Annotated in this window: 22 protein-coding genes; 12 read left to right on the forward strand and 10 right to left on the reverse strand. The window is 41.8% G+C overall.

Going from position 1 to position 25,497, the window contains the following annotated elements; genetic code table 11:
* Positions 1–7 precede the first annotated feature (7 nt).
* The 3 genes from ABTV71_RS25005 to ABTV71_RS25015 all read left to right on the forward strand — a co-directional run bounded on the left by ABTV71_RS25005 (position 8) and on the right by ABTV71_RS25015 (position 4,971).
* A complete protein-coding gene (locus tag ABTV71_RS25005; protein ID WP_121120522.1) occupies positions 8–2,467 on the forward strand; it encodes a heme lyase CcmF/NrfE family subunit in 2,460 nt (819 codons plus the stop codon).
* Positions 2,467–3,228, forward strand: a complete 762-nt coding sequence (locus ABTV71_RS25010; protein WP_121120523.1) for a Rossmann-like and DUF2520 domain-containing protein — start codon at positions 2,467–2,469, stop codon at positions 3,226–3,228. Before ABTV71_RS25005 ends, ABTV71_RS25010 begins: the two co-directional genes overlap by 1 nt.
* A gap of 186 nt (positions 3,229–3,414) precedes the next feature.
* Entirely contained in the window at positions 3,415–4,971 is a 1,557-nt protein-coding gene (locus ABTV71_RS25015) for an FMN-binding glutamate synthase family protein (protein WP_121120524.1), read from the forward strand.
* 136 nt (positions 4,972–5,107) lie between these two features.
* On the opposite strand, the gene ABTV71_RS25020 is transcribed toward ABTV71_RS25015, so the two are convergent.
* The 3 genes from ABTV71_RS25020 to ABTV71_RS25030 all read right to left on the reverse strand — a co-directional run bounded on the left by ABTV71_RS25020 (position 5,108) and on the right by ABTV71_RS25030 (position 7,662).
* A complete protein-coding gene (locus tag ABTV71_RS25020) occupies positions 5,108–5,551 on the reverse strand; it encodes a MarR family winged helix-turn-helix transcriptional regulator (protein ID WP_108635019.1) in 444 nt (147 codons plus the stop codon).
* Between the two features lie 282 nt (positions 5,552–5,833).
* The gene (locus ABTV71_RS25025) at positions 5,834–6,610 is read right to left on the reverse strand and encodes an amidohydrolase (RefSeq protein ID WP_121120525.1); all 777 of its coding nucleotides are present in this window, start codon (positions 6,608–6,610) and stop codon (positions 5,834–5,836) included.
* Positions 6,611–6,693: 83 nt separating this feature from the next.
* Positions 6,694–7,662 carry a polyprenyl synthetase family protein gene (locus ABTV71_RS25030; RefSeq protein WP_121120526.1) on the reverse strand — a complete coding sequence of 323 codons (969 nt, stop codon included), beginning with the start codon at positions 7,660–7,662 and terminating at the stop codon, positions 6,694–6,696.
* Positions 7,663–7,772: 110 nt separating this feature from the next.
* Between ABTV71_RS25030 and ABTV71_RS25035 the strand changes: the two genes are divergently transcribed.
* Complete coding sequence (locus ABTV71_RS25035; RefSeq protein ID WP_433901447.1) at positions 7,773–8,942, forward strand: glycosyltransferase family 4 protein; 1,170 nt, start codon at positions 7,773–7,775, stop codon at positions 8,940–8,942.
* On the forward strand, positions 8,939–9,268 hold the full coding sequence (locus ABTV71_RS25040; protein WP_433901448.1) for an iron-sulfur cluster assembly protein: 330 nt from the start codon (positions 8,939–8,941) through the stop codon (positions 9,266–9,268). The genes ABTV71_RS25035 and ABTV71_RS25040 overlap by 4 nt, the downstream gene beginning before the upstream one ends.
* A 20-nt stretch (positions 9,269–9,288) precedes the next feature.
* On the opposite strand, the gene ABTV71_RS25045 is transcribed toward ABTV71_RS25040, so the two are convergent.
* The 3 genes from ABTV71_RS25045 to ABTV71_RS25055 all read right to left on the reverse strand — a co-directional run bounded on the left by ABTV71_RS25045 (position 9,289) and on the right by ABTV71_RS25055 (position 12,074).
* Positions 9,289–10,530 (reverse strand): cation:proton antiporter, encoded by a 1,242-nt coding sequence (locus tag ABTV71_RS25045; RefSeq protein ID WP_121120529.1) that lies wholly within the window; start codon positions 10,528–10,530, stop codon positions 9,289–9,291.
* 3 nt (positions 10,531–10,533) lie between these two features.
* Positions 10,534–11,013: a cation:proton antiporter regulatory subunit gene (locus tag ABTV71_RS25050; protein ID WP_077438826.1), complete on the reverse strand. Its 480-nt coding sequence runs from the start codon at positions 11,011–11,013 to the stop codon at positions 10,534–10,536.
* 257 nt (positions 11,014–11,270) lie between these two features.
* Entirely contained in the window at positions 11,271–12,074 is an 804-nt protein-coding gene (locus ABTV71_RS25055) for an MBL fold metallo-hydrolase (RefSeq protein ID WP_433901449.1), read from the reverse strand.
* 90 nt (positions 12,075–12,164) lie between these two features.
* Between ABTV71_RS25055 and recJ the strand changes: the two genes are divergently transcribed.
* The 4 genes from recJ to ABTV71_RS25075 all read left to right on the forward strand — a co-directional run bounded on the left by recJ (position 12,165) and on the right by ABTV71_RS25075 (position 17,973).
* Positions 12,165–13,865, forward strand: coding sequence for a single-stranded-DNA-specific exonuclease RecJ (recJ, locus tag ABTV71_RS25060; protein WP_121120531.1), 1,701 nt, complete (start codon positions 12,165–12,167; stop codon positions 13,863–13,865).
* A 223-nt stretch (positions 13,866–14,088) separates the two neighbouring features.
* Positions 14,089–14,823, forward strand: coding sequence for an LPS export ABC transporter ATP-binding protein (gene lptB / locus ABTV71_RS25065; RefSeq protein ID WP_121120532.1), 735 nt, complete (start codon positions 14,089–14,091; stop codon positions 14,821–14,823).
* 19 nt (positions 14,824–14,842) lie between these two features.
* Positions 14,843–16,357: a GH3 auxin-responsive promoter family protein gene (locus tag ABTV71_RS25070; protein WP_433901450.1), complete on the forward strand. Its 1,515-nt coding sequence runs from the start codon at positions 14,843–14,845 to the stop codon at positions 16,355–16,357.
* A 545-nt stretch (positions 16,358–16,902) separates the two neighbouring features.
* Positions 16,903–17,973, forward strand: coding sequence for a branched-chain amino acid aminotransferase (locus ABTV71_RS25075; protein ID WP_121120534.1), 1,071 nt, complete (start codon positions 16,903–16,905; stop codon positions 17,971–17,973).
* Between the two features lie 68 nt (positions 17,974–18,041).
* Here ABTV71_RS25075 and miaA read toward each other — a convergent pair whose 3' ends face one another.
* From miaA to pdxA, 4 genes are all read right to left on the reverse strand, one after another.
* Positions 18,042–18,968 carry a tRNA (adenosine(37)-N6)-dimethylallyltransferase MiaA gene (gene miaA / locus ABTV71_RS25080; protein WP_433901451.1) on the reverse strand — a complete coding sequence of 309 codons (927 nt, stop codon included), beginning with the start codon at positions 18,966–18,968 and terminating at the stop codon, positions 18,042–18,044.
* A gap of 45 nt (positions 18,969–19,013) precedes the next feature.
* Entirely contained in the window at positions 19,014–19,604 is a 591-nt protein-coding gene (locus ABTV71_RS25085) for an IS1096 element passenger TnpR family protein (protein WP_121120536.1), read from the reverse strand.
* A gap of 46 nt (positions 19,605–19,650) precedes the next feature.
* Positions 19,651–21,084, reverse strand: a complete 1,434-nt coding sequence (locus tag ABTV71_RS25090; protein ID WP_433901452.1) for a CCA tRNA nucleotidyltransferase — start codon at positions 21,082–21,084, stop codon at positions 19,651–19,653.
* Positions 21,085–21,323: 239 nt separating this feature from the next.
* Positions 21,324–22,379, reverse strand: a complete 1,056-nt coding sequence (gene pdxA / locus ABTV71_RS25095; protein WP_121120538.1) for a 4-hydroxythreonine-4-phosphate dehydrogenase PdxA — start codon at positions 22,377–22,379, stop codon at positions 21,324–21,326.
* A gap of 174 nt (positions 22,380–22,553) precedes the next feature.
* Between pdxA and rsmA the strand changes: the two genes are divergently transcribed.
* Genes rsmA through ABTV71_RS25110 form a run of 3 tightly spaced genes read left to right on the forward strand, consistent with a single transcriptional unit; the run spans position 22,554 to position 25,447 of the window.
* Positions 22,554–23,333, forward strand: a complete 780-nt coding sequence (gene rsmA / locus ABTV71_RS25100) for a 16S rRNA (adenine(1518)-N(6)/adenine(1519)-N(6))-dimethyltransferase RsmA (RefSeq protein ID WP_433901453.1) — start codon at positions 22,554–22,556, stop codon at positions 23,331–23,333.
* 1 nt (position 23,334) lies between these two features.
* On the forward strand, positions 23,335–24,513 hold the full coding sequence (locus tag ABTV71_RS25105) for an FAD-dependent monooxygenase (RefSeq protein WP_433901454.1): 1,179 nt from the start codon (positions 23,335–23,337) through the stop codon (positions 24,511–24,513).
* Positions 24,503–25,447, forward strand: a complete 945-nt coding sequence (locus ABTV71_RS25110) for an NAD(P)-dependent oxidoreductase (RefSeq protein ID WP_433901455.1) — start codon at positions 24,503–24,505, stop codon at positions 25,445–25,447. Before ABTV71_RS25105 ends, ABTV71_RS25110 begins: the two co-directional genes overlap by 11 nt.
* Positions 25,448–25,497: the final 50 nt, after the last annotated feature.

Consider the following 25,497-nt stretch of genomic DNA (forward strand, 5'->3'; position numbering starts at 1 on the left):
TTTTTCAATGGACGTTAATTACGTTGGTGAGCACCTGCTACCCGGGCAGATCGGACAGTTCTTTATTGTTCTTTCCTTTGGTGCCGCACTTTTATCTTGTATCGCTTATTTTTTCGCGACTAAAAACCCTGAAGAGACTTCATGGAAAAAGATCGCCCGCATTGCATTCTGGATTAATGCAGTTTCTGTGGTAGCCGTCGGCGCAACTTTGTTTTACATTATTTACAACCACTTTTTTGAATATAATTACGCGTTTGCACACTCTTCGAGAGACTTACCCACATATTATATTATTTCGAGCTTTTGGGAAGGACAGGAAGGAAGTTTCTGGCTGTGGACCTTTTGGCAAACGGTACTAGGAGCGATATTACTATTCAAAGCCAAAAGCTGGGAAACTTCCGTGATGACTTTTGTGATGCTCTGTCAAGCTTTTTTAGCCTCGATGATCATAGGCGTTGAATTATTGGGATTACGTATCGGAAGTTCCCCATTTATCCTTTTACGTGACGCAATGAACTTCCCTATCCTGAAGGAAGCAAACTATTTATCACTAATTAAAGACGGTAACGGCTTAAATCCACTCCTGCAAAATTATTGGATGGTGATTCACCCACCGACCTTATTCCTTGGTTTTGCATCGATGATTGTTCCTTTTGCTTATGCGACAGGTGCTTTATGGACCAAACGCTATAAAGAATGGATCAATGCAGCTTTACCCTGGGCACTATTTGCGGTCATGATTCTTGGAGCCGGCATTATTATGGGTTCATTCTGGGCGTACGAAGCACTTAACTTTGGGGGCTTCTGGGCTTGGGATCCTGTAGAAAATGCGTCTATTATTCCTTGGTTTACCTTGATCGCGGCGGTACATGTCATGGTTGCCTATAAAAACTCGGGCCATTCGTATTTTACAGCAACATTTCTGGCGATGATCAGCTTTGTGCTGGTAATCTATGCGTCTTACCTGACGCGTAGCGGTGTTCTTGGCGAAACCTCCGTTCACTCTTTCACCGACTTAGGTATGAGCGGACAGCTGATCTTATTTAACGTTGCATTTTTAGCGATTATGGTTGTCTTTCTTGTTGTTAAAAAGAAAGAAATGCCGATTACTGAAAAAGACGAAGATATTTATTCCAGAGAATTCTGGTTATTTATCGGTGCTTTGGTACTGACTGTTGCCTGTGCACAGATCATTGCTTCTACCTCCATTCCGGTATTTAACAAAATTTTTGGCACCAAGGTAGCACCTCCCCTGGAACCAATCCAACATTATAATAAATGGCAGTCCGGTTTCGCGGTTATCGTCATGATTATGACCGGATTTACACAGTTCTTAAAATACAAACGCACGGATAGCCGCAAGTTTTTAGCATCTACTGTAGCATCGCTGGCTGTAGCCATTATCCTGACAGCAATTATTTCTTATTTTACCAAAACATATACCAACCTGATCTATATCCTGATCACTTTTGCCAGCATCTTTTGTATTCTGGCGAATATCCGGGTGCTGGGTGATGCAGTCAAAGGTAAGTGGAAATTGGCAGGTTCTTCGGTTGCCCATATTGGTTTTGGACTGTTACTTATCGGTGCTATGGTCGCTGCAGCGACAAACGAGGTTATCTCTGTCAACAATACAGGCTATATCGCTGTATCTGGTTTTGATAAAGTCGAAAAGCCGGGAGAGAACCTATTCCTAACCGAAGGACAGCCCGTGCAGATGGGTGAATATAAAATCACCTATATCGGTGACAGTATTGTAGCACCAAATACCTATTACAAAATCAAATACGAACGTGTTGACGAGGAAACAGGTAAAGTGAAAGAAGAATTTGTGCTACAGCCTTTCGCGCAAAACAATGCCAAGATGGGCGGTCTGATCGGTACTCCGGCTACCAAACACTATATTACACATGACGTATATACGCTGATTACTGCAGCTGCAGCTGAAAGTCAGGCGCAGCACGCCAAAGTAGCGGACGAGGAAAAAACAGGTTTTGAAGATTATGAAGAACCTGCGACCTATCAAGTCAGCATCGGTGATACCTTACGTTATCGCAACGGGTATTATGTCATTGAGGGACTGAATAAAGAAGCGCAATTAGAAAAAATCCCAAAAGGTCCTAACGATGTGATGGTGGGTTTAAAAATAAAGGTCTTTGCAGCGGATAACAAACAATACGAAGTGCAGCCCATTTACTTGATTAAGGATGGTGGAGTTTATGACTTCAATAAAGACGTCACTGATCAAGGTCTTAAATTTAGGTTTACGGGAATCAAACCGGACAAGGATAAACTGGAAATCATGGTCTACCAAAAACCATTGCCCGAGAAAAAATGGGTGGTCTTTAAAGCGATCAAATTCCCCTACATCAATTTCTTTTGGTGTGGAACGATTGTCATGACTATTGGTTTTATCATGTCTATTGTCAGAAGAAATAAAGAGGAAAAACGAAAACAAGCAAAATAATGAACATTGTTATCTTAGGAAGCGGAAATGCCGCAACACATTTCGGACAAGCATTTCAACTGCTGGGACATCAGATCGTTCAAATCTATAGTAAAACAAAGGCCAATGCGGATGCATTGGCCTTTGCGCTTCAATGCCCGGGCATAGACGATCTATCCCAACTGCTGCGTAATGCCGATCTTTATCTTATCGCCGTTTCTGACCAAGCTATTCCCAGACTTGTAGAAACAATGACACAGGACATCAATGGAATTGTTGTGCACTGCTCTGGAGCTACCGATATGGCTATTTTAAACCGCTTCAGGAATTATGGTGTCATCTATCCTCCGCAATCGCTCTCCAAAAACAAAATCGTTGACTTTTCACTTATTCCCTTTTGCGTCGAAGGCAGCGATACAAGCATTGCGAACAGCTTACTTCAGCTGGCACGCACGTTTTCTTCCCGAAGCATCCTGTGTAATTCACAGCAGCGATTGGCGATCCACCTATCTTCAGTCATGGTCAACAACTTTTCAAATATTTTATATCAGTTCGCTTATGAGCTGTTAGAAGAGCATAATCTTTCCTTTGATCTGGTCAGACCGATCATTTTGGAAACGGCAGAAAAGGTTCAAAATCACGTTCCGATAACAGTTCAGACAGGTCCGGCAATCCGGGGAGATGAAGCAACACAGCAAAAACATTTGAAATTTATTAGCAATAAACCAGATTTACAGCAAATCTATCAACTTTTGTCGCATCAGATTACTAAAAGAAAATAGTTTATTAGAAACAGTTATAAACTTATCAAAACTTATTCTAGCATAGTAAATATAACTATTTACTTAGGGAACTTTAGTACATTTGCTCTGTCCAAAAGCGCATTTTGGAATGCTAATTGAGCAATAATATATTCAATTGGACTAAACATTAAAATAGCGAATTAAAACTAAACAATCGTATTTTCTATGGAAGTTAGAAAACTCATTATTTCAATAATGATTGTGATTAATTTAATCATTGTATCATTTGGCTTTATATTTACATCGAGCTGGTTTTGGTTATTGATCATTCCATTCCCGCTATTGTTGATCGCCTTATACCATAGTTTCCAGACCAAACATGCAATTTTACGCAATTATCCCTTGGTTGGTTACTTTCGTTATATCTTCGAATCCATTCGTCCCGAATTAAGACAATACTTTTGGGAATCCGATATGGATGGTCGTCCGTTCAATAGGAGACAGCGTTCCATTGTCTATCAACGGGCAAAAAATCAGCGCGAGACAGTTGCATTTGGTATGCAAACAGATCCACAGGCAGTTGGTAATGAATGGGCTGCGCATTCTGTATTTCCCTGCCATATTGAAAACCATGATTTACGTACTAAAGTTGGAAATGAAGCCTGTAAAAAGCCATATAGCTTAAGTGTATTCAATATCTCGGCAATGAGTTATGGTGCGTTGAGCAAAACTGCTATTACCGCCTTAAACAAAGGTGCCGCACTACAGAATTTTGCTCATAATACCGGAGAAGGTGGTATCAGTGATTACCACAACAACGGCGGTGATTTGATCTGGCAGGTAGGTACCGGTTATTTCGGCTGTCGTAATTCGGAAGGTAAATTTGACCCTGAACTTTTTAGGGAAAAATCAAACCGTGAAAATGTGAAAATGATCGAACTTAAGCTTTCACAGGGTGCAAAACCCGGTCACGGAGGTATCTTACCGGCCGCAAAGAATACACCCGAAGTGGCGGCGATACGCCATGTCATCCCGGGCACGGATGTGATGTCCCCGCCCGCACACAGTGCTTTTTCTTCACCAACGGAAATGATGTATTTCATCCAACAGATGCGCGATCTTTCGGGAGGAAAACCTATCGGATTTAAAATATGTATCGGTGATAAGCACGAATTTATGGACATATGCCATGCCATGCAAAATACGCAGATCTTCCCGGACTTTATTTCTATCGATGGATCTGAAGGCGGTACAGGGGCCGCGCCACTGGAGTTTACGGACAACCTCGGCATGCCGCTATATGATGCATTGGCATTTGTAACCAAAACCCTGATTGCATTTGGTCTGAAAAAACACATCAAGGTAATTGTGTCAAGCCGTATCGTCACTGGTTTTGATATTTTAAAAGTGATCGCTCTGGGTGCCGACGCATGTTATAGTGCACGTGGAATGATGTTCGCTTTAGGTTGTATTCAGGCCCTAAAATGTAACGAAGACGTTTGTCCGGTCGGTGTTGCCACGCAACAGCCGCATCTGTACAAAGGACTGGATGTGAACGACAAGTATGTACGTGTTGCTCAATTCCACCGCAATACACTACGCGCCACCGTTGAGATCATGGAAGCCTGTGGGTTCAAAACCTTGGCCGACGTATCCGCAGACAAATTCTATCGCAAAGTGGATGCAATACGGACGTTAAGTTTTCAGGAGATCTATTTTGGCACCGAAGGAAAATTGGTCAATAGCCACACGGACTTTGAAAGCAAGCTTTTCGAAGATTAATCTTTGGTCTAGCAACTATATACAAGAAGCCCTCAGTCGTTATTAACGCTGAGGGCTTCTTATTTTCCTTTCCCCTATTGGCCTTTTGGTTCAGCTAATTTCATAATCCATGTGATTCCTAAGTATATTCCCGATATTATTTCAAATTGAATAATACGCGATGCAACGCGGTATGCGAAAGTGCAATTTGATCATCGGTCAATCCTCCCAATGCCTGTTCGATCGTATTATTGGCCTGCTTCATACCTTCATCCTTCATTTTGCGGCCGGTTTTGGTCAAATAGATCAAATTCGAACGTCTATCGTTTTTATCATTAACACGGATAACCAGATTAAGCCGCTCCAGATTATTGATCAGGCGCGTTACACTTGGCTTGTCCCTGAATGTACGGATCGCCAGCTCCTGTTGGGTCAGTCCCTCCTCTACCCACAGATTATACATAATACTCCATTGCTCTGATGTAATACTTAAGCCTGCCTCCTTGAGATTACGCTGCAATCTCCGCATAACAGCGATTGAATATTTCCCAGTCAGGAAATTATAAAAATACTCTTGCGATACTAAATCTTGGTCTAACATATAAATTATGGTTATGGTTGTTTACGCAACTTATGTTGCTAATCATATTATGCTCAAATCAAGATAAAAAAACTAAACTTATTTTGGCTAATACTTAGCCTAAAGTACGCTTTTCTACAGTTGTGTCAAACAAATTTTATCAACATGCAATAAATAGATGTTAATAAATCATCATAAACGATTTATAGTAGACTGAATTTAGGAATAAAAGGGATACAAACAAAATAAAATTGCTTGTCTTTATACCTAATTTTGGGAGGAATTCTCCCGCAGTAAGAAGTGTTATCCGATTGTAAATGAATCAGAGTCCTTTAAAAACGGGAATTTTTCACGTGCCTCTAGCAGGTCATTCGGATTTAAGGTAAAGGTGTATAGGTCTTCATCTTCGGGTTTATAGTAAACAACATCACCTAACGGTGATATGCACATTGATCCACCCGAGTAATAAATATCATTGCCATCGTGCCCAACCCGGTTCACACCGACAACATAAGCCTGATTTTCAATAGCACGTGCAGGGATAAGTGCTCTCCAATGTGCTGAGCGCTTATCAGGCCAGTTAGCTGTGTAAACAAGAATATCGTATGCTGCATTTTGATTCTTAGACCAGACCGGGAACCGGAGATCATAACAGATCATAGGACATATTTTCCAACCTTTGATATCGACTAAAATGCGTTCCTTGCCGGGCTCAAAATACTCACTTTCTTTTGACATGCCAAAAAGATGACGTTTATCGTATTTCACATATTTGCCATCAGGGAACATCCATAGAAAGCGGTTGTAGTATTTTCCACCCTCTTCAATGATCAATGATCCGGCGACAACACAATTCAATGAACTTGCCATTTCAAACAGCCATCTCGTGGTAGGACCATTGGCCGGTTCGGCACATTTTTCGACGTTGTTCGTGAATCCCGTATTAAACATCTCCGGTAAAATAATCAAATCTGTTTTTTCGCGCAACGCAGATAGCCTCAATGCCAGATTATTCAGATTTTTTTCAATATTTTCCCAGAATAAATATGCTTGAAATACGGTAATTTTTAAAGGATCCATGAACGTTATCTAAAATTTATTTAATTATTTAGTACAAAATAGCCATTTATTGGCAAAATACGAATTTTAATGGAATTTTCTATCTACTGCTGTCTAACCAAAAGGTTATTTGCTAACAGTAATAACGCTTCCTTACGTTCCTTTGGTACATCCAATGCGCTCATTTTTTCAAATGCACGCTGTGTATAGACATCCTTTAGTTCATCTGCCGATTTTCGGACCTGATACTTATCGTATAATTTGAGCATATCTTCGACTTTGGTCGGAACCGCCTCGACAGTTGCATGTAATAAATGTTGCATCATGGGAACATCCTCCGGAGCAATAACCTCCATCAATTTAACCAGTAAAAAGGTTTTTTTATTGATTATAATATCACCGCCAACGATTTTGCCGAAAGTATCGGGATCGCCGTAGGCATCCAATATATCGTCCTGCAGCTGGAAAGCCAAACCAACATTTTCCCCAAAATCATAGATCAGTTGCTGCTGCTGTTCGTTCGCTCCTGAAAGAATAGCGCCCAATTGCAATGCCCCCCCTAAGAGGACAGATGTTTTCAAACGGATCATCTCCAAATAGTCTTCCATAAGCAATGATCCACGGCTTTCATAATCCATATCGAGCTGTTGGCCTTCACAGACCTCCATGGCCACCTTACTCAAAATTCGCAAAGTTGCCGGCAAATAGACCGGATTACATTTGGAGATTTCTTCGTAAGCCTTGACCAATAGTCCGTCTCCGGACAGAATGGCAATATTTGCATCCCATTTTTCATGAACGGTGGTTTTTCCCCTCCGCAAGGGTGCCTGATCCATCAGATCGTCATGTATCAGGGAAAAGTTATGAAAAAATTCCACAGCCTTTGCCGCCGGAATAATTTCTTCCATTTCTTGCATGCCAAATAACTCGGCCGCCATCAATGTAAGCACTGGTCTAACCCTCTTGCCGCCCAAAGTCAATATATACCGTATCGGATCATATAAATTTGTTGGAGTTTCAGGAAATTGACTTGTCTCTATCGCCTCTATCACGAGCTTTTGTAAGTGTTGCATATATCTTTACGATCGAATCATGCGAATATAGCAATAACATATAGAAATGGCAATTTTGTACCACCAAAGCAAGTCAGCTCAAAATTGTACATTTGTATAAGTCTTTTGTTATGCGCATACTGATTATTCATACATTTTATCAAGCTCCTGGCGGTGAAGATACTGTTTTTCAACAGGAATCATCGCTCCTATCCCAGGAGCACGAGGTCCATACCCTCACCTTTCAAAATAAAAAAGGTTGGCTCGGGGCCCTTCAGACGATAGGATCTTTTTGGAATATCTTTGCGGCGCAGCGTGTGAAGAAATCAATTCACGCGTTTAAACCAGATATTGTCCATCTCCATAACACGCATTATGCCTCAGGCCCGCTCCTGATACGTACAATAGCCAAGCTGGGTGTACCACAGGTAATGACACTGCACAATTTTAGGCTACTCTGCCCTTCGGCAACGCTATACCATCATAATCATTTATTTCTGGATTCTTTGCATGAAGAATTTCCCTGGACAGCAGTTCGACAAAAGGCATTTAATAATTCTACAGTCAAAACATTTCTGCTGGCACTGAATTACTGGCTTCACCGCCGAATGGGTACTTGGGAAAAAGTGAATCGTTATATTAATTTAAGCGGCTTTGCCAAGTCTATATTTGTGGAGTCAACATTAAGCATATCTACCGAAAAATTTGCGGTAAAACCTAATTTTGTTTTCCCTGCCAGCGTAGGCTCAGACATCTCGCAGTCTTATTTTATTTATGTGGGGCGGCTTTCCGACGAAAAAGGAATATTGCAACTGATTGAGTCCGTAAAAGGAACTAGGTTGGAACTCCGAATTATCGGTGCTGGACCCCTGGAAGAGGAGGTCGTGAAAAGCATAAGTGGGCATTCCAATATCAGCTATCTCGGTTTTAAATCCCGGACGGAAATTTTACCCCTCCTTGCCGCAGCACAGGCGCTGATCGTTCCTTCCATCTGTTTCGAAGGAATGCCAATCACGATCCTTGAAGCTTACTCCGTAGGAACAGCCGTACTCTGTTCAAAATTAGGGCCTTTACCGGAATTGATCATCCCGCACAAAACCGGACTGACATTTGATCCTCACAATTATAACGAAATTGCTGCGTGTCTGACGCAGTGGAATGCCAAGCCAGCGAATGAAAAAGATGAGATAAGAAAGACCTGTCTTGCCTATTATTTTAGTAAATTTACTCCTGAAATAAACGAAAACGAATTATTAGCGATCTATAAAGACGCTATTGAAGATAAAAAATTGAACAAATGAGCATTATTGTAATGGATAAGCTGGGTTTGGCACCTCAGATCCAAGCTACACTGGAAACAATCTATGATCCCGAATTAAAACCGGCAAATATCGTTGATCTGGGTCTCGTCTATGAAATTATTACTAAAGAGGATGGCATTGCAAAAATTGTCATGACACTCACTGCTCCCGGCTGCCCTGTGGCTGGTGAAATCATGAATGAAGTGCAGGAGAAAGTTGCTGGAATAGAGGGGATCACAGAAGCCTTGGTGGAATTGACTTTTGATCCGCCCTGGACCAAGGATATGATGTCGGAAGAGGCGAAACTCGAATTGGGATTTTTATAATTTAGGCGGCTTTTTTGTAATTATCCGCCACTCTTATTTTCAAGGTCGCTCAACTTCTTAAGCGGCTTGGCTGTATTGGCATCACTTCCAAAGAGCACTTTCCATAGGTTGCGGGATTCCTTGGTCAAGAGCGGTGATACAATGGAGAGGATCAATACATACACCACGACGAACGACTGGATTACGGGAAGCAAAGCACCTGCTTTACCGATATTGGCCATGATAATCGAAAACTCTCCGCGGGCGGATAGGGTAAAGCCGATGTCAAAGGAAGTTTTGGGCTTCATTCCCGAGAATTTGGCTGCAAAATAACCTGAAGCAAGATTACCCATGACGGTCACCACAGCTGCTATGGAGGCCCACAGCACGGCTCCCCCCAGTGACATCATATCTATGGATAGTCCGAAGCTAAAGAAAAACATTGCCCCAAAAAAGTCCTTATAGGGCAGTACCATCGCTTCAATTTTCTTAATGTACTGCGAATCTGCCAGCACCAATCCCGCCATCAAAGCACCGATCGCCTCAGCAACATGAATAGTCTCCGAAAATCCTGCAACGATAAATAGCAGTGCAAAGATGACCAATATAAATAGTTCGGAAGTTTTGTCTTTTAATAAACGGTCTATGGCTGGCACTAATTTACGGCCCAAAACCAAAAAGGCTAAGATAAAGCCCAATGCCAGCAAGGAAGTCCCTGCTACGGTCCAAAACGAGCTGCTACCTGTCAATATCAGCCCCGAAAGAAAGGAAATGTGCATGGCAATAAACAGGTCGTCAAACATGATCATTCCCATAATAACCTCTGTCTCTGGATTTGCCGTTCGTTTAAGGTCAGTGAGCACCTTAGCAACGATCGCAGTCGAAGAGCTGGTCATGATACCACACAGTACCATCATCTCCTTAAAAGGCATATCCATCAGCCATCCGATCAATAGTCCCGAGGTAAAATTGAGCAGCACATAGATTGTTCCTCCAGTTACGATCGCTTTACCGGATTTAATGAGTCGATTGACTGAAAATTCCAGTCCCAGATAAAATAAAAGAAACAATACCCCTAGCCTCCCCATAAAATCTATAAAGGGTTTGCTTTCGGTAAATGTGAGGTCTACCACCCCTATCTGAGGTGCATGCTGCCCCAAAACCATCCCTATAATAATGAAAAAAGGAATGACGGAAAACTTAAGCTTGTTGGCAATCAATCCAACAATGGCTACAAGTCCGACAGCGATTCCAATTTCCAATATTAGGGTATGTGATAGCATAGATTACAGTAGAATTTCCTTTAAAAGTTTGATGTTGTTTTTCTTTCCGGCAATGACCAAAGTCGTTCCCGGAGTGATCAGATAAGATGGTCCAGGGTTGATGACCGTTTCATCATCTCTGATTCCGGCAATAATGGAAGCTCCTGTACGTTGCCGTACCTCCAATTCTCCGATCGTTTTCCCAGCCCCCTCCCATTTGCCTTCGAGCTTGTACCATTCGATACGCAAGTCATCCAAAGCCACTTCAATTGTTTCCAATGCCTTAGGCTTATAGGAAAGACCACCTATAATACCCGCTATCTGACGAGATTCATCATCATTAAGTGTCATCACACAACGTGATTCGTGCTCTTCATCATCATAACGATACAGTTCCCGTCGACCATCATCGTGGATCACAACAACCATATTGTCTCCCGCATCGGTTTCAATTTGAAATTTCTTTCCAATTCCAATCAGATCGGATTCTCTTACAATAGACATAATCTTCTATTTAAATAAATACCAATAATAATAGCGAAACGCCATTTTACTAAAAACAAATTTAACCAAAAACTCAATCTTAAACGAATCCGCCACACGCGACAGCAGGGGACATCAACCGGCAGATTATCCCAAAATACTAAAAAAAGTTCAGAAAAACGAGTTTTAGGCCGTTTAATTCATTAAAAAACATCAGTCAGCGCCCCTTCGTGGAATTTGAATTCCACAATGCTTTTCATTGGCATATCATTTTTTCTCTACCTGGCCTCAATAAGTTTGTAACTTCCGTCAGGACGCAGCTGGCTACGGCCCATGGTTATATTTTTAGAGTGATAGAACAGAAAAATCCAGCCTTCGGGAGCCCCCTCTGTCCAATACCGCTGCCGGAGCTCTTTCGAGCGTCGTCCGTCAAAATCGTATTTGGCTACATAATTATGAAAAATTTCCTCGGGTTCAGGCAACACATCACCTCCGAAAAAATAGTGCTCTCCCCCTGTACGGATGTGAAAGGCCTGGTGATTTGGTGTATGTCCGCCATTATGCACATAGCTGATCTCGGTATTTATCTCTCCTTCCCCCTCGACCAACACGAGGTTTCCGCTCCGTTGGACGACATCAAAAATTTCTGTACGGTAGGAACTGGAGATACCAGAATAGGCATCCTCCCATTCGCCCCTTTGCACAATATACTCAGCCTCCGGAAATGCAATACGGGGCGAGCCTTCTTCCGTTTTTACCATACCACCGGCATGATCTTTATGCAGATGTGACATCAATACATATTTTACATCATCGGGCTCATAACCTAATTTGCGGATATTATTGTACAGCTTCAGCACACCACGGTCGTCCGTATGCCCCAGGCCGGTATCACAGATCACAATACCTGATTCTGTTTTGATCAAAAAAGGATGAACATGGATAAACATGGATCCGGGACGATCTTTCGGATCATCCACAGCCGGATCAAAGGGAACGAATTTTCTACTTTTATCAACGGAAAAAGAACCTTCATATAGAGAATAAGCCTGCACCATATTTAAAACATTGGGAATATGCACGTTAAGCAACAGATGGTCAATACCAGGTTTAGGAATTAGGTAAGTCCAGCCTTAAAACGTATATTTACACTTAAAATATTGTGCAAAGATATGCAAAAAAGGTGGGTACTAAAATCTAAAACTGATGTCAAAATAACCAACAAACTGCGCGAGGAATTAAATATCAACGCTGTATTAACAGAGTTGCTTGTCAGCAGGGGCATTGGAAGTTTTGATGAAGCAAAACAGTTTTTTAGACCACAATTGTCTGATTTGCACGATCCATTTTTGATGAAAGATATGGAAAAAGCCATATCCCGAATCATCCAGGCCATTGGCAACAAAGAAAAAATTTTAATCTATGGTGACTACGATGTCGATGGCACAACAGCCGTTGCCGTAGTCTACAGCTTCTTCAGAGAATTCCATAGTCAGCTTGAGTTTTATATTCCCGACCGTTATGCGGAGGGTTATGGTATATCTACACAAGGTATTGATTATGCTGCTGCAAATGGATTTACTTTAATTATTGCATTGGATTGCGGCATAAAGGCCATCGATAAGATTGCGTATGCCAACAACAAAGGGATAGACTTTATCATTGGCGACCACCATCTGCCGGGAGAAGAACTTCCGAAGGCTTTCGCCGTGTTAGATCCAAAACGTGCCGATTGTGATTATCCGTATAAAGAACTTTCGGGTTGTGGCATCGGATTCAAGATCATTCAGGCTTTCATCCTGACCAATGGTATGGATATCAATGCCTGTTATCAGTTTTTGGATCTGGTCGCGGTCAGTATCGCTTCAGATATTGTTCCGATCACCGGAGAGAACAGAATCTTAAGCCATTTTGGATTAATCAAGCTCAATACCAACCCTTGTGTTGGACTAAAAGCCCTGATAGACCTTTCCAATAATAGAACAAAGACCTTCACGGTCAATGATATTGTCTTCCAGATCGGGCCGCGCATTAATGCCGCCGGAAGGATCGACCATGCCAAGGATGCTGTTAAATTATTAATTTCAAAATCCTTACAGGAGGCCAAAGATTTCAGTTCGAGTATTGATGACCAAAATAATGTCCGCAAGGATTTTGACCTAAAGATAACCGAGGAGGCATTGGCACTCATTGAGGAGAATGTCGTTCTCAAAAGCCGAAAATCTACTGTACTGTACAAAGCAGACTGGCATAAAGGTGTTATCGGTATCGTTGCCTCACGATTGACCGAGAAATATTACCGCCCGACCATTATATTGACAGAAACAAATGGTCATATCGCGGGATCCTGCAGGTCAGTGATCGGATTTGATTTATATGAGGCCCTAAACGAATGTGCCGACCTGCTCGAACAGTTCGGAGGACATAAATACGCCGCTGGACTAACCATGTCTCTTGACAATGTAAGTCTGTTTCAAGATCGCTTTGAAGAGGTTGTTGCCCGAAGAATCAGTCCGGAGATGCTGACACAGGAAATTCTGATCGACGCCAAACTTCAGCTGAAGGATATAGACGCAAAGTTTTTCCGTATACTCCAACAGTTTGAACCATTTGGCCCACAAAATGAAGCTCCGGTATTCTTGAGCAAAAAAGTAAGTGCGGTAGGTCCGGCTTTTCCTGTCGGTACCAATCATTTAAAAATGACGGTTGTACAGGAAGATTCCGCATCTTTTGATTGCATCGGTTTTGGATTGGCCGAACACATCAGTCTTATCAATTCAGGCCAGAGTTTTGATATCTGCTATAGTATCGAGGAAAACGTCTGGCGCAGCAAAAGGAACTTACAGCTCAATATCAAGGGAATTCGATATTAGTATTATTACGGATGGATAACGAGTACGTGAATTTAGGTTTTGTGGGGTTTAGAATGATCTAAATACTACGACCATGATACTTAATACTAAGAAGATATTAATATATTTACAATAGATTTGCATCAACATGCTCCAACCGTAATTTCCGCATTAAATTCAGGTCATCTGGTATATTGCGGAAAAAGTAGAGCACAAACTTATAGCAACAAGATAGATCAAGAAGATGATTTTAAAGGCAGAGCATCTCATAAAAAAATATAAACAACGTACTGTTGTCAACGACGTATCCTTTCATGTAGAACAAGGAGAAATTGTCGGATTATTAGGGCCAAATGGTGCCGGTAAAACGACCTCCTTCTATATGATTGTTGGTCTGATCAAGCCCAATGAAGGAAAAGTTTTCTTAGACGACCAAGAGATCACGCAAGATGCGATGTATCAACGCGCACAACGTGGAATAGGTTATTTGGCTCAGGAGGCTTCTGTCTTCCGCAAGTTATCCGTGGAGAATAATATTCTTGCCGTACTGGAGATCCATTACCCCAATAAAGAAGAACGTATGGCCAAACTGGAGGAATTATTGTCCGAATTTAGTCTGCACCGTGTTCGTAAAAACAGAGGTGATCTTTTGTCAGGGGGGGAACGCCGGCGTACCGAAATTGCCCGTGCATTAGCTGCAAATCCTTCTTTTATCCTTCTGGATGAACCATTTGCGGGGGTCGATCCTATTGCCGTAGAGGAAATACAAACGATCGTAGCAAAACTCAAGACGCGTAATATAGGTATTCTAATCACGGATCACAATGTACAGGAGACCTTATCCATTACGGATAGAGCGTATCTTTTGACCGAAGGCAAGATTATGCTTACCGGTACACCTGAGGAAATTGCCGACAATGAGCTGGCACGGAAATTCTATCTGGGCCGTCACTTTGAATTGAGAAGGAAAAAATTTTAAAGCAAAAAGAATACCCGCTATGGCCTTATTAAACTCCATTTTTACTTGGTTCATGAAAAAAAGGATTCACCAGATCGAACTTTTTATGAAATATCCGCACGATGTACAAGAAGAATGGTTCCAAAGTTTAATCTCTACCGCAGAGGCAACAGAATGGGGAAAGAAATACGATTACACGAGTATACTCACACCTGAAATATTTAAAGAACGTGTCCCTATACAGGACTATGATGATATCAAAGGTTATGTAGACCGCATGATCAAAGGTGAGCAGAATATTCTGTGGCCTTCGGACATCAAATGGTTTGCAAAATCTTCGGGAACAACCTCTGACCGTAGCAAATTTATCCCCGTCAGTGAAGAGGCTCTTGAAGAATGTCATTTTCAGGGCGGTAAGGACATGTTGACCATCTACTGCCACAATAGACCCGAAAACCGTGTTTTCACGGGAAAATCGGTTGTCATCGGCGGCTCTTCCCAGATCAATAACTTCAGCCCAGACTCCTATTATGGGGATTTATCTTCGATCCTGATCCGAAATCTCCCTTTTTGGGCAGAATTCAAGCGAACCCCGAATATGGAGGTGACCTTAAATCCCAATTTTGAAGAGAAAATTGAGCAGATAGCCCAAATCACCATTAAGGAAAATGTAACCAGTCTAGCGGGTGTGCCAACCTGGAACATTGTAATGGCCAAACGTATTTTGGAAATCACGGGCAAAGATAATTTATTGGAGGTATGGCCAAATCTGGAATTTTATGGTCACGGTGGCGTAAGTTTCAAGCCTTACCGCGAGCAATTTCACAAGCTGATTCCCTCAGACAAGATGTATTATCTCGAGAACTACAATGCCTCCGAGGGGTATTTTGGGTTACAGGACAAATCGGATTCCGAAGATCTGCTGCTGATGCTGGACTATGGGATCTATTATGAATTCCTTCCGGTGGAAAGATTACATGAGGAAAACCCGACAACGCTACGCCTGGATCAAGTAGAAATCGGCAAGAATTATGCGCTGATCATATCCACCAATGCTGGACTATGGCGTTATAAGATAGGGGATACGATCAAGTTTACATCACTGTCACCTTACCGTTTTCAGATATCAGGCCGCACAAAACAATACATCAATACATTTGGAGAAGAAGTGATCGTGGACAATGCCGAACAAGCGTTGGCGGAAGCAAGCAAATTGACAAATGCTCGAATTAAAGATTATACCGCGGGTCCGGTATATTTTCGGGAAGCAGAAGCTGGCGCACACGAATGGGTTATCGAATTCGAACAGCAGCCTAACGATTTTAATCGCTTTTGTGAAATATTGGATGCCAAGTTGCGGGAAATCAATTCGGATTATGACGCGAAACGATTTAAGAACATGGCATTGCAAGCACCAATAGTCCATAATGCGCCGTCAGACACTTTTTATAAATGGATGAAGTCTAGGGGTAAATTAGGTGGACAGAATAAAGTTCCAAGGCTGAGCAATAATAGAGAGTATCTCGATCCGCTTTTGAAGATTTTACAAGATTGACCTGAAGTCTGTCCTAGTGGAGATTAGCCAAAATTTTTCCAATATATTTTTGGCTAATCTCTTTGTTTAGGGTTTAATTGCGGTTTTATACAAAAACACAAAAAAACCAAGGATAAAATTCACAGAAATACCTTTCTTTTGAATTTCAACATCACGCTGTAACAATTCGCGAGTTTCACCCGATGTTACTTCATTGCTTTTGTTAAGACTGTGAGTCAATTCCATACTAAGTTTATTTTATGATAAGTGATTTTATAGCGTAAAGCAAACCAAATGCCCATACATGGCTGCATTCTTGATTTCCAAACTTTATGCCATAAATGCAAGAGAGGTGTTAATTAATATAAAATTAACACAATTAATTAATAATAGACAGATTCCAAAAATTTCTTAGTCAAATCTTTCATTTTTATATAAAAAGTGTAGTCATTTGGAGAATGACTGTCCGAAATAAAAGGCATTGTGCCGAACGGGAAATTATCCGGACAAAGTGCGGTTTATATTTCAATTTTTCCTAACTTAGCCTAAGTAATATAAAAAATAAGATGAACGCGACAGAGAACTATTCAATTCGCGTAGAGCCAACTCAAAATTCAAGACTCTCGCAAGTAGATTTCGACAATCTAAAATTCGGAAAGATATTATCCGACCACATGCTGGTCGCAGACTATGATGATGGTGAATGGAAAAGTGTCAGCATCGTCCCTTATGGAGACATCAGTATCAGTCCTTCGATGTCTGCTTTACATTATGGTCAGGCGATATTTGAAGGCATTAAAGCTTATAAATTTGCGGATGGTACGGTGAGTATCTTTCGTCCGGATAGAAACTGGGAAAGATTCAACAAATCAGCAGCCCGTCTTCAGATGCCTGAAGTCCCTGAAGAAATTTTCATGGATGGACTGAGCAAGCTATTGGATATTGACCGGAATTGGGTTCCTGCTAAAGAAGGTTCTTCTTTATATATCCGCCCATTTATGTTCGGTACAGAAGCAGCTTTGGGCGTACATCCATCCAAATCGTATAAATTTATCATTATTACGGGACCGGTAGGTGCTTATTATAGTAAACCAATTAGCTTAAAAGTTGAAACTTACTATACCCGTGCAGCCGAAGGCGGTGTTGGATTCTCGAAAAATGCGGGTAATTATGCATTGTCGCTTTACCCTACCCAATTGGCTAATGATGAAGGCTACGATCAAATTATGTGGACTGACGCAGCTGAACACAAATATATTGAAGAAGCCGGTACTGCAAACCTGATTTTCCGTATTGGCGACACCATTATCACGCCGCATGGCGATACCATCTTACATGGTGTAACCCGTCGTACCATTATGGAATTAGCGGATAAATGGGGCTATAAAACCGAACAGCGAAAAGTATCCGTTCAGGAGCTTATCGATGGCATCAAATCGGGAACAGTAACCGAAGCATTTGCCGCTGGAACAGCAGCAACAATAACACACATCAGCCGTATCGGTTTTGAAGGACAAGACTACAACTTACCTCCGGTAGAAGGCCGCGAGTTCTCCAATAAAGTCTTAAATTACCTGAATGAATTGCGCTACGGTAAATTAGCTGATTCATTTGGATGGAACTACTTGGTGAAATAAAAGGATAATCCATAATAAAAAGGGCAGTTGGGGATCATCAACTGCCTTTTTTTATGCGATAGGGTCGACTAGTTCTCCTTATTGCCATCAAGAAGTTTAGTCTGTATAAAATCAATGATATCCCCCGTCTCAGTAGGCTGGAACCAGAAAGTATCGCCATATTTTTTAAACCAGGTAATCTGACGCTTTGCATAACGTCTTGAATTCTGTTTGATTTTGTCCACAGCATCTCCCAAGGAGATATTTCCGTCGAGAAAGTCAAATAATTCGGCGTACCCTACTGTAAGCAAAGCGGGCTTGCTTCTAAAAGGAATCAATGATTTTACCTCCTCCAGCAAACCAGTTTCCATCATACGATCTACCCGAAGATTGATCCGTGCATACAATTGGGAACGCTCCATATTTAACCCTATCGTCAAAATATCAAACGGTCTTTTATCGACATCTTTCCTATGATAAAAGGACATTGGCTTGCCTGTAGCTTCAAACACTTCGAGGGCGCGCACGACACGCTGTGGATTATCAATGTCAGCGACTTTATAGTAGGCTGGATCAATTGTTTTTAAGCGTTCCTTCATCTGTTCGATCCCCAATTGCTCCATTTCGCTATTAAGCCGCTCTCGCACCTCTTCCCCGGCCTTGGGAAGGTCATCCAGACCTTCACAGAGTGCGCGAACAAATAATCCGGATCCACCGACCATAATAACAACATCATGCTGTTTGAAAAGTTCATTCAGTCTGAGTAAGGCTTCGCGCTCAAAATCGCCCGCAGAATAATCCTGACGAATGGAATGTGAATTTATAAAGTGATGTGGGGCACCGGCCAGTTCTTCTGCGTCCGGCTTAGCCGTACCGATGGTCATCTCCCGATAAAACTGCCGGGAATCGGCAGAAATGATTTCGGTTTTAAAATATTGAGCCAATGAAATAGCCATTGCAGTTTTTCCAACAGCAGTCGGACCTACAATGGCTATCAGTGTTTTTTTGTTTGCCATAATATGTGCTTCAGATGCTCAAATCCGCATTGAAGGCATTTTCAATTAATATTCGTCTTCGTAGCCGCTTGATTCTTCACGCTCCTCCTCGCCTTCTCCCTCTTCATCCTCGTCGTCGCTGTCAAATCCATCCAATTCATCCTCGTCATCCACACCGTATTGCGTATCATCTTCTTCAACATAATCATCTTCTTCAACAGCATCTGACACCGGAAAATTAGCCGCGGTCATTGTTTTAGGCACCTGACCGACAGATTTGAACAAAGCCGGATACGCTTTACCCGCTTCCTCCTTCAAAATTTTGATCAGTTCCACCTGAAAATCATAAGGACGGTCAAAGTTATAGATGTAATAAAATTTTTGGTGTGGATCATCAATAAACTTGCTCAGGCGAATATTCTCCATCAACAAAACTTCTGTATCTTTCTTACGCTGCGTGGGTTTAAAAGCAATTTCTGTTCCTTTTTTCCACTGATCATTGCTTACGTAGAAAGAGGAAGAAGCATCTGGCGCGTAGCCTGTCGTTTTATGGATTTCCTCATGCATGTCTAAAAATGTACTTTTGGAAGGCATATCAATTTCGCGATATACATCTTCATAATCTTCAAAAGTAACTCTAAATCTATAAATTGCCATCTTTTATGTATTCTTCTTTTTAGCAGTTTAAAATTAATACTATATTTTAAGAATTGGAAATTTCCAATGGGATTTCTTGCTTGACCTCCAAGCCCATGTCTCCGGCTTTACGAACTAAATATTGATAGGCTTCGACCCGGGAATTGGGGATATCACCTTCCAAAATAGCTTCGCGGATCAGATTTTTCAACTGTCCGACAACACGTCCCGGTGTCAGTCCAAAAAGTGTCATAATATCTTCGCCACTGATGGGTGGTTGCCAATTTCTAATCTTGTCACGTTCTTCAACGTCCTTTAGCTTTTGCTTGACAAGTTCAAAATTCTGGCGGTATTTTTTCTTTTTAAACTCGTTCTTCGTTGTCACGTCCGCATGACACAACATCATCAGGGCATCGATGTCGTCATCGGCCTCAAATAGTAAACGTCGAACGGCAGAGTCGGTGACCGTATCCTGTGCCAGCACAATCGGACGAAGATGCAATTGTACAAGTTTCTGTACAAATTTCATCTTTTCATTCAATGGTAATTTCAGTTCGGCAAAAAGCTTCGGCACCATCCGTGCACCACGGTCTTCATGTCCATGAAACGTCCAGCCCAATTTTTTATCGAAACGTTTTGTCGCCGGCTTGGCAATATCATGCATTATAGCAGCCCAACGTAACCAGAGGTCCTCAGAAAGTTCACACACATTATCCAATACCTCCAATGTATGGTAAAAATTATCCTTATGCCCCTTTCCATCAATAATATCAACACCATGCAGGTTGTACATTGCGGGGAAGATCAATTCCAGTAGGCCCGTATCAAAAAGATATTTAAAGCCTACAGAGGGTTTAGGTGAAAGAATGATCTTATTGATTTCGTCGATAATCCGTTCTTTTGAAATGATCTTGATGCGTTCTTTCGTATCCGTGATCGCTTTAATGGCCTCAATGTCAATTTTAAAATTTAGCTGAGTTGCAAAACGGATTGCACGCATCATACGCAAGGGATCGTCTGAAAAGGTTTCTATTGGATCTAGCGGGGTCCGGATAATACGTTGTTCAAGGTCTTTTACACCTTCAAACGGATCTACCAAGGTACCATAATCAGCCTTATTCAACGAAAAAGCCATGGCATTGATTGTAAAATCACGGCGATTCTGATCATCGCCCAATGTGCCATCCTCCACGATCGGCTTCCGGGAGTCCGCACGGTAGGATTCCCTCCTTGCGCCAACAAATTCAACATTCAAGCCCTCAAAAACGAGCATTGCGGTACCAAAGTTTTTGTAGACTGAGACTTTAGTATGAATTTTTTCACCCAGCAAAGTTGCAAACTCAATACCACTTCCTACCACAACAATATCCACATCATTCTTGAATGGACGCCGCATAATATAGTCGCGTACATAGCCTCCGATGACATAACACTCGGTATTTGTCTGCTCGGCGAGCTCTTTGATGATTGAAAATATTGGATGTTGTAAATTATCGTACATAGTTAGAACAGGAGGTAAAAAACCAAACAGTTTGCAAAAGTAATACTTTTTTTTAGTATTAGGCATTGCGCTATTAGAATTGAGATTTTGATCGTACAAACTCTATGCAGATACGACCGGTGTTTACCTTGTCACGCTGGAATCATTATAACTCCTTAATGACAATGTGATTCTCGTCATCTGCTTAACTTGACACTTATACCGCTATAGATCAAAAAAAATCAGCAATTATTACAGGCCTAATCCCGGTCTTTGGACAATTTGCGGAAGGCCAATGGGTTCTTCAATAATTCAGCTTGTTCCCGGCGGCGTTTCACAATATGGACCGCAGTAAAAATTGCCTCTACAAATGAGCTCGGTGACGCCAGGTTTTTCCCTGCGATATCGTACCCTGTACCATGATCCGGCGAAGTACGCACAATGGATAATCCAGCCGTATAATTTACACCGCCTCCCTTGGCGATATGTTTGAAAGGAATCAGTCCCTGATCGTGGTACATGGCCAGTACGGCGTCAAATTTCTCATAAGCGCCTTTTGCAAAGAAACCATCTGCAGGATAGGGGCCAAAACAGAAAATCCCCTGTTCATTTGCTTTTTCAACCGTTGGTCGAATAATCTGGTCGTCTTCGGTTCCGATAATCCCGTGATCTCCAGCATGTGGGTTAAGTCCCAAAACGGCTATTTTGGGTTTCTCAACCCAGAAATCCTTTTTCAAAGATTCGTTCATCAGAACGAGCTTTTTCAAAATTGCCTCTTCAGTGATATTCGTAGCCACATCGTGTAATGGGATATGACCTGTCACCACACCAATACGCAGCTCATCACAGACCATAAACATCAGCACATCATCAGCTCCAACCTTTGCCTGCAAATATTCGGTATGCCCAGGAAATTGGAACCCCTCCTGTTGAATATTATGTTTGTTTATCGGTGCAGTCACCAATGCATCAATTTTACCGGCTTTCAAATCATCGATTGCTCGCTCGAGAGACAAAAAAGCATATTTGCCCCCGATTTCATTTTCCTCACCCAAAGAGATCTTAACATCTTCCTGCCAGCAATTGATCATATTCGCCCGTTTGGAATGGGCCTGTTCAGCATCATTGATGACGTTAAAACTAAAATCGTTTACTCCGATCGCTTTTCGGTGAAAAGAGGCAACTTTTGTATTTCCATAAACAATCGGCGTAAAAAAATCGCACATACGTTGATCCACCAATGACTTAATAATTACTTCAAGTCCAATGCCGTTAATATCTCCTACGGTAATTCCGATTTTTAGTTTATCACTCATCCTTTTTTAAATGCTTTGACTCAAAAATAGGGATTTTTTTTTAGTATTGAGTAGTTAGATATGCGTATTAAGATTTTGGGCGAACAAGTCTCTGGTCTAAAAACTTTCTGTCCATTTGAATTTTTACTTTTGACTTTTTACTTTATAAAGCTTTTAAATTTCTAATTTTGCATCATGAGTACAGTTAGAGCAAAAAAACATTTAGGACAGCATTTCTTAAACGATAAGAATGCCGCGCAACGTATTGTAGAAGCATTGGATCCTAAATTGGGTTTTAGCCAAGTACTCGAAGTCGGTCCGGGAATGGGTGTCCTTTCAGATTTTCTATTACAGAAAGAAGAATATGAGACCTATCTGATCGATGTGGATGATGAATCGGTCGCCTATCTGGATGACAAATATCCGCAATTGGGAAAAAGATTGATCCATGGCGATTTTCTAAACCTTGACTTTTCACAATATTTTGGTGAAAAAATGGCTATCATCGGCAATTTTCCCTATAATATTTCCTCACAGATCCTCTTCAAAATTTTGGACGAGCGTCAACGTGTTGTTCAGATGACAGGTATGTTTCAAAAAGAGGTCGCTGAGCGCTGTACAGCGAAAGCAGGCAGTAAAGAATATGGTATCCTGAGCGTATTCTTACAGGCGTACTATAAAGTAGAATATCTCTTTACCGTAAAGGCAGGAGCATTTAATCCACCACCCAAAGTATTGTCGGGTGTCATTCGCATGACGCGAAATGACCGTGAACAATTAGCCTGTGACGAGAAGCTGTTCTGGCGGGTCGTTAAAGCGGGCTTCAATCAACGTCGCAAAACCTTGCGGAACTCGCTTTCAGGCGTTGTCCCAAAAGATAAAATGTCAGACAATCCGCTATATGAGCTGCGGGCCGAACGATTGACAGTAGATGACTTCGTTAGCTTGACCAACGAGATCGCAAATAGTCTTTGAGATGAATTTAACAGATAGCACATTTATCATCGTTGGTGGAGGTATCGCTGGATTATGTGCCGCAATTGGCCTGAGACAGTTAGGTATTGAAGCTCATGTTTATGAAAGTGTGCCTGAACTCAAAGGAATAGGGGCCGGATTTGGTCTCGCCGCTAATGCCATGCAGGCTTTGGATCATTTGGGACTAAAAGATGAAATCAGCCAAATTGGACATTATCTTGGTTCTTATAATGTTCTGGATCAAAAAGGAAATATTTTGGTCGAACCGAATACCAAAACAATCAGTCAAAAATACAAACAGGACAACTTTGCCATACACCGAGCAGACCTGCACCGATTTCTTCTGTCAAAGATTCCCGACAGTCAAATCCATCTTGGCAAACGTGCGCTGTCTTTTGAGCGATTAGGTGAACAGATCCGCGTTCATTTTGCCGATGGTAGCCAAGTAATGGGTAACGCTTTACTTGTTGCTGACGGTGTGCACTCCCTTATACGCCAACAGTTGCTGCCGACATCAATCCCTCGCTATTCAGGCTACACCTGTTGGCGGGCGACAATTGACAATAGCAGTATCCAACTCAAAAAAAGCACAGAAACATGGGGCGCAAAAGGCAGGTTTGGTATGACGCCTCTTGTTGGCAATCGTATTTATTGGTACGCCTGTATCAATAGTGTACAACAAAATCAACATTTAAAGAATTGGACCACGGCGGATCTGTTGGATAATTTCAAAGATTACCACGCCCCTATTCCGACAATTCTATTAGAGACGAAGGATACGGAATTGATCTGGAATGACATTATCGATATCGTCCCATTACGACAGCTTGCTTTTGACAATATCCTTTTACTCGGAGATGCCGGTCATGCCACCACCCCCAACTTGGGACAAGGTGCCTGTCAGGCCATAGAAGATGTCGCGGTATTGTTGGACGAATTAAAAACAGCATCTTCGATACCCAAAGCCTTCTCCCGATTTGAAAAACGTCGCTTGGACCGTGTCAACTATATCTGCAATACTTCGTGGCGAATCGGGAAAATCGCGCAATGGGATAAACTTGCTTTGATTGGCATGCGCAATTTCTTTATGAAAATTATGCCAAATAGGCTTAAGCAACAACAGTTGAATAAATTATTGTCCGTAGACTTTATGCAAATAAACCGTGACCATGAAAGCTAATATTTTGATTGTCGATGACATCCACGAAATTATGTTGGAGAAATTTGAGCAGGCGGGGATCGCTTATGACTACCAGCCTGACATTGATCGCGAAGAAGCGGAAAGAATCATTGCGAACTATTCAGGTCTGGTTATCCGCTCTAAATTTCAGGTAGACAAACCTTTTCTTGACTTAGCGCCCAACTTAGGTTTCATCGCCAGAGCAGGGGCCGGAATGGATAATATTGATGATAAAATTGCGGCACAGAAACAGGTTATATTGATTCCGGCCAATGAGGGTAATCGAGATGCTGTCGGCGAACACATGATCGGCATGTTGTTAAGCTTGATGAACAATCTCAACCGGGGCGATCAACAAGTGCGGGCTGGCCAGTGGTTGCGCGAAGCCAACCGTGGCTATGAACTTAAAGGGCGTACAATTGGTCTGATTGGCTATGGACATAATGGTATGGCTATGGCCAAAAAACTTTCGGGCTTTGACGTGAAGATACTGGCTTATGATAAATATCGGACCGACTATACGGACCAGTATGCAGAAGAGTCCACTATGGAGAATATCTATGCACAAGCGGATATTATTAGCTTCCATATTCCGCTGACCGCCGAAACAAAGGAAATGATTGATGATGCTTATTTATCGAAGTTTAGCAAACCTATCTTCTTCCTATTAGGCGCTAGGGGTGGAATTGTACAGGTACCGGCTGTATTAAACGGTCTTGACAAAGGCCGGATCCTTGGCGCAGCCTTTGATGTGCTCCCTGTTGAAAAGTTTCCTAAGCTTGCCGAGCAGACCTGGTATCCAGACCTTATTAGTAGAGACAATGTAATTTTGTCCCCCCACGTAGCAGGTTGGACATTTGAAAGCTATTACAAATTATCGGCAGTTGCTGCAGATAAGATTATTGCATTTTTAAAGCTTCAGGAAACGCTTTAACAAAGATGACACTTATTGGCCTCAAGTTCCTCTAATTAAAGCCCTTGTTC

It is taken from the genome of Sphingobacterium puteale (genome assembly GCF_050986225.1).
In the GTDB taxonomy this organism is placed as follows: domain Bacteria; phylum Bacteroidota; class Bacteroidia; order Sphingobacteriales; family Sphingobacteriaceae; genus Sphingobacterium; species Sphingobacterium puteale.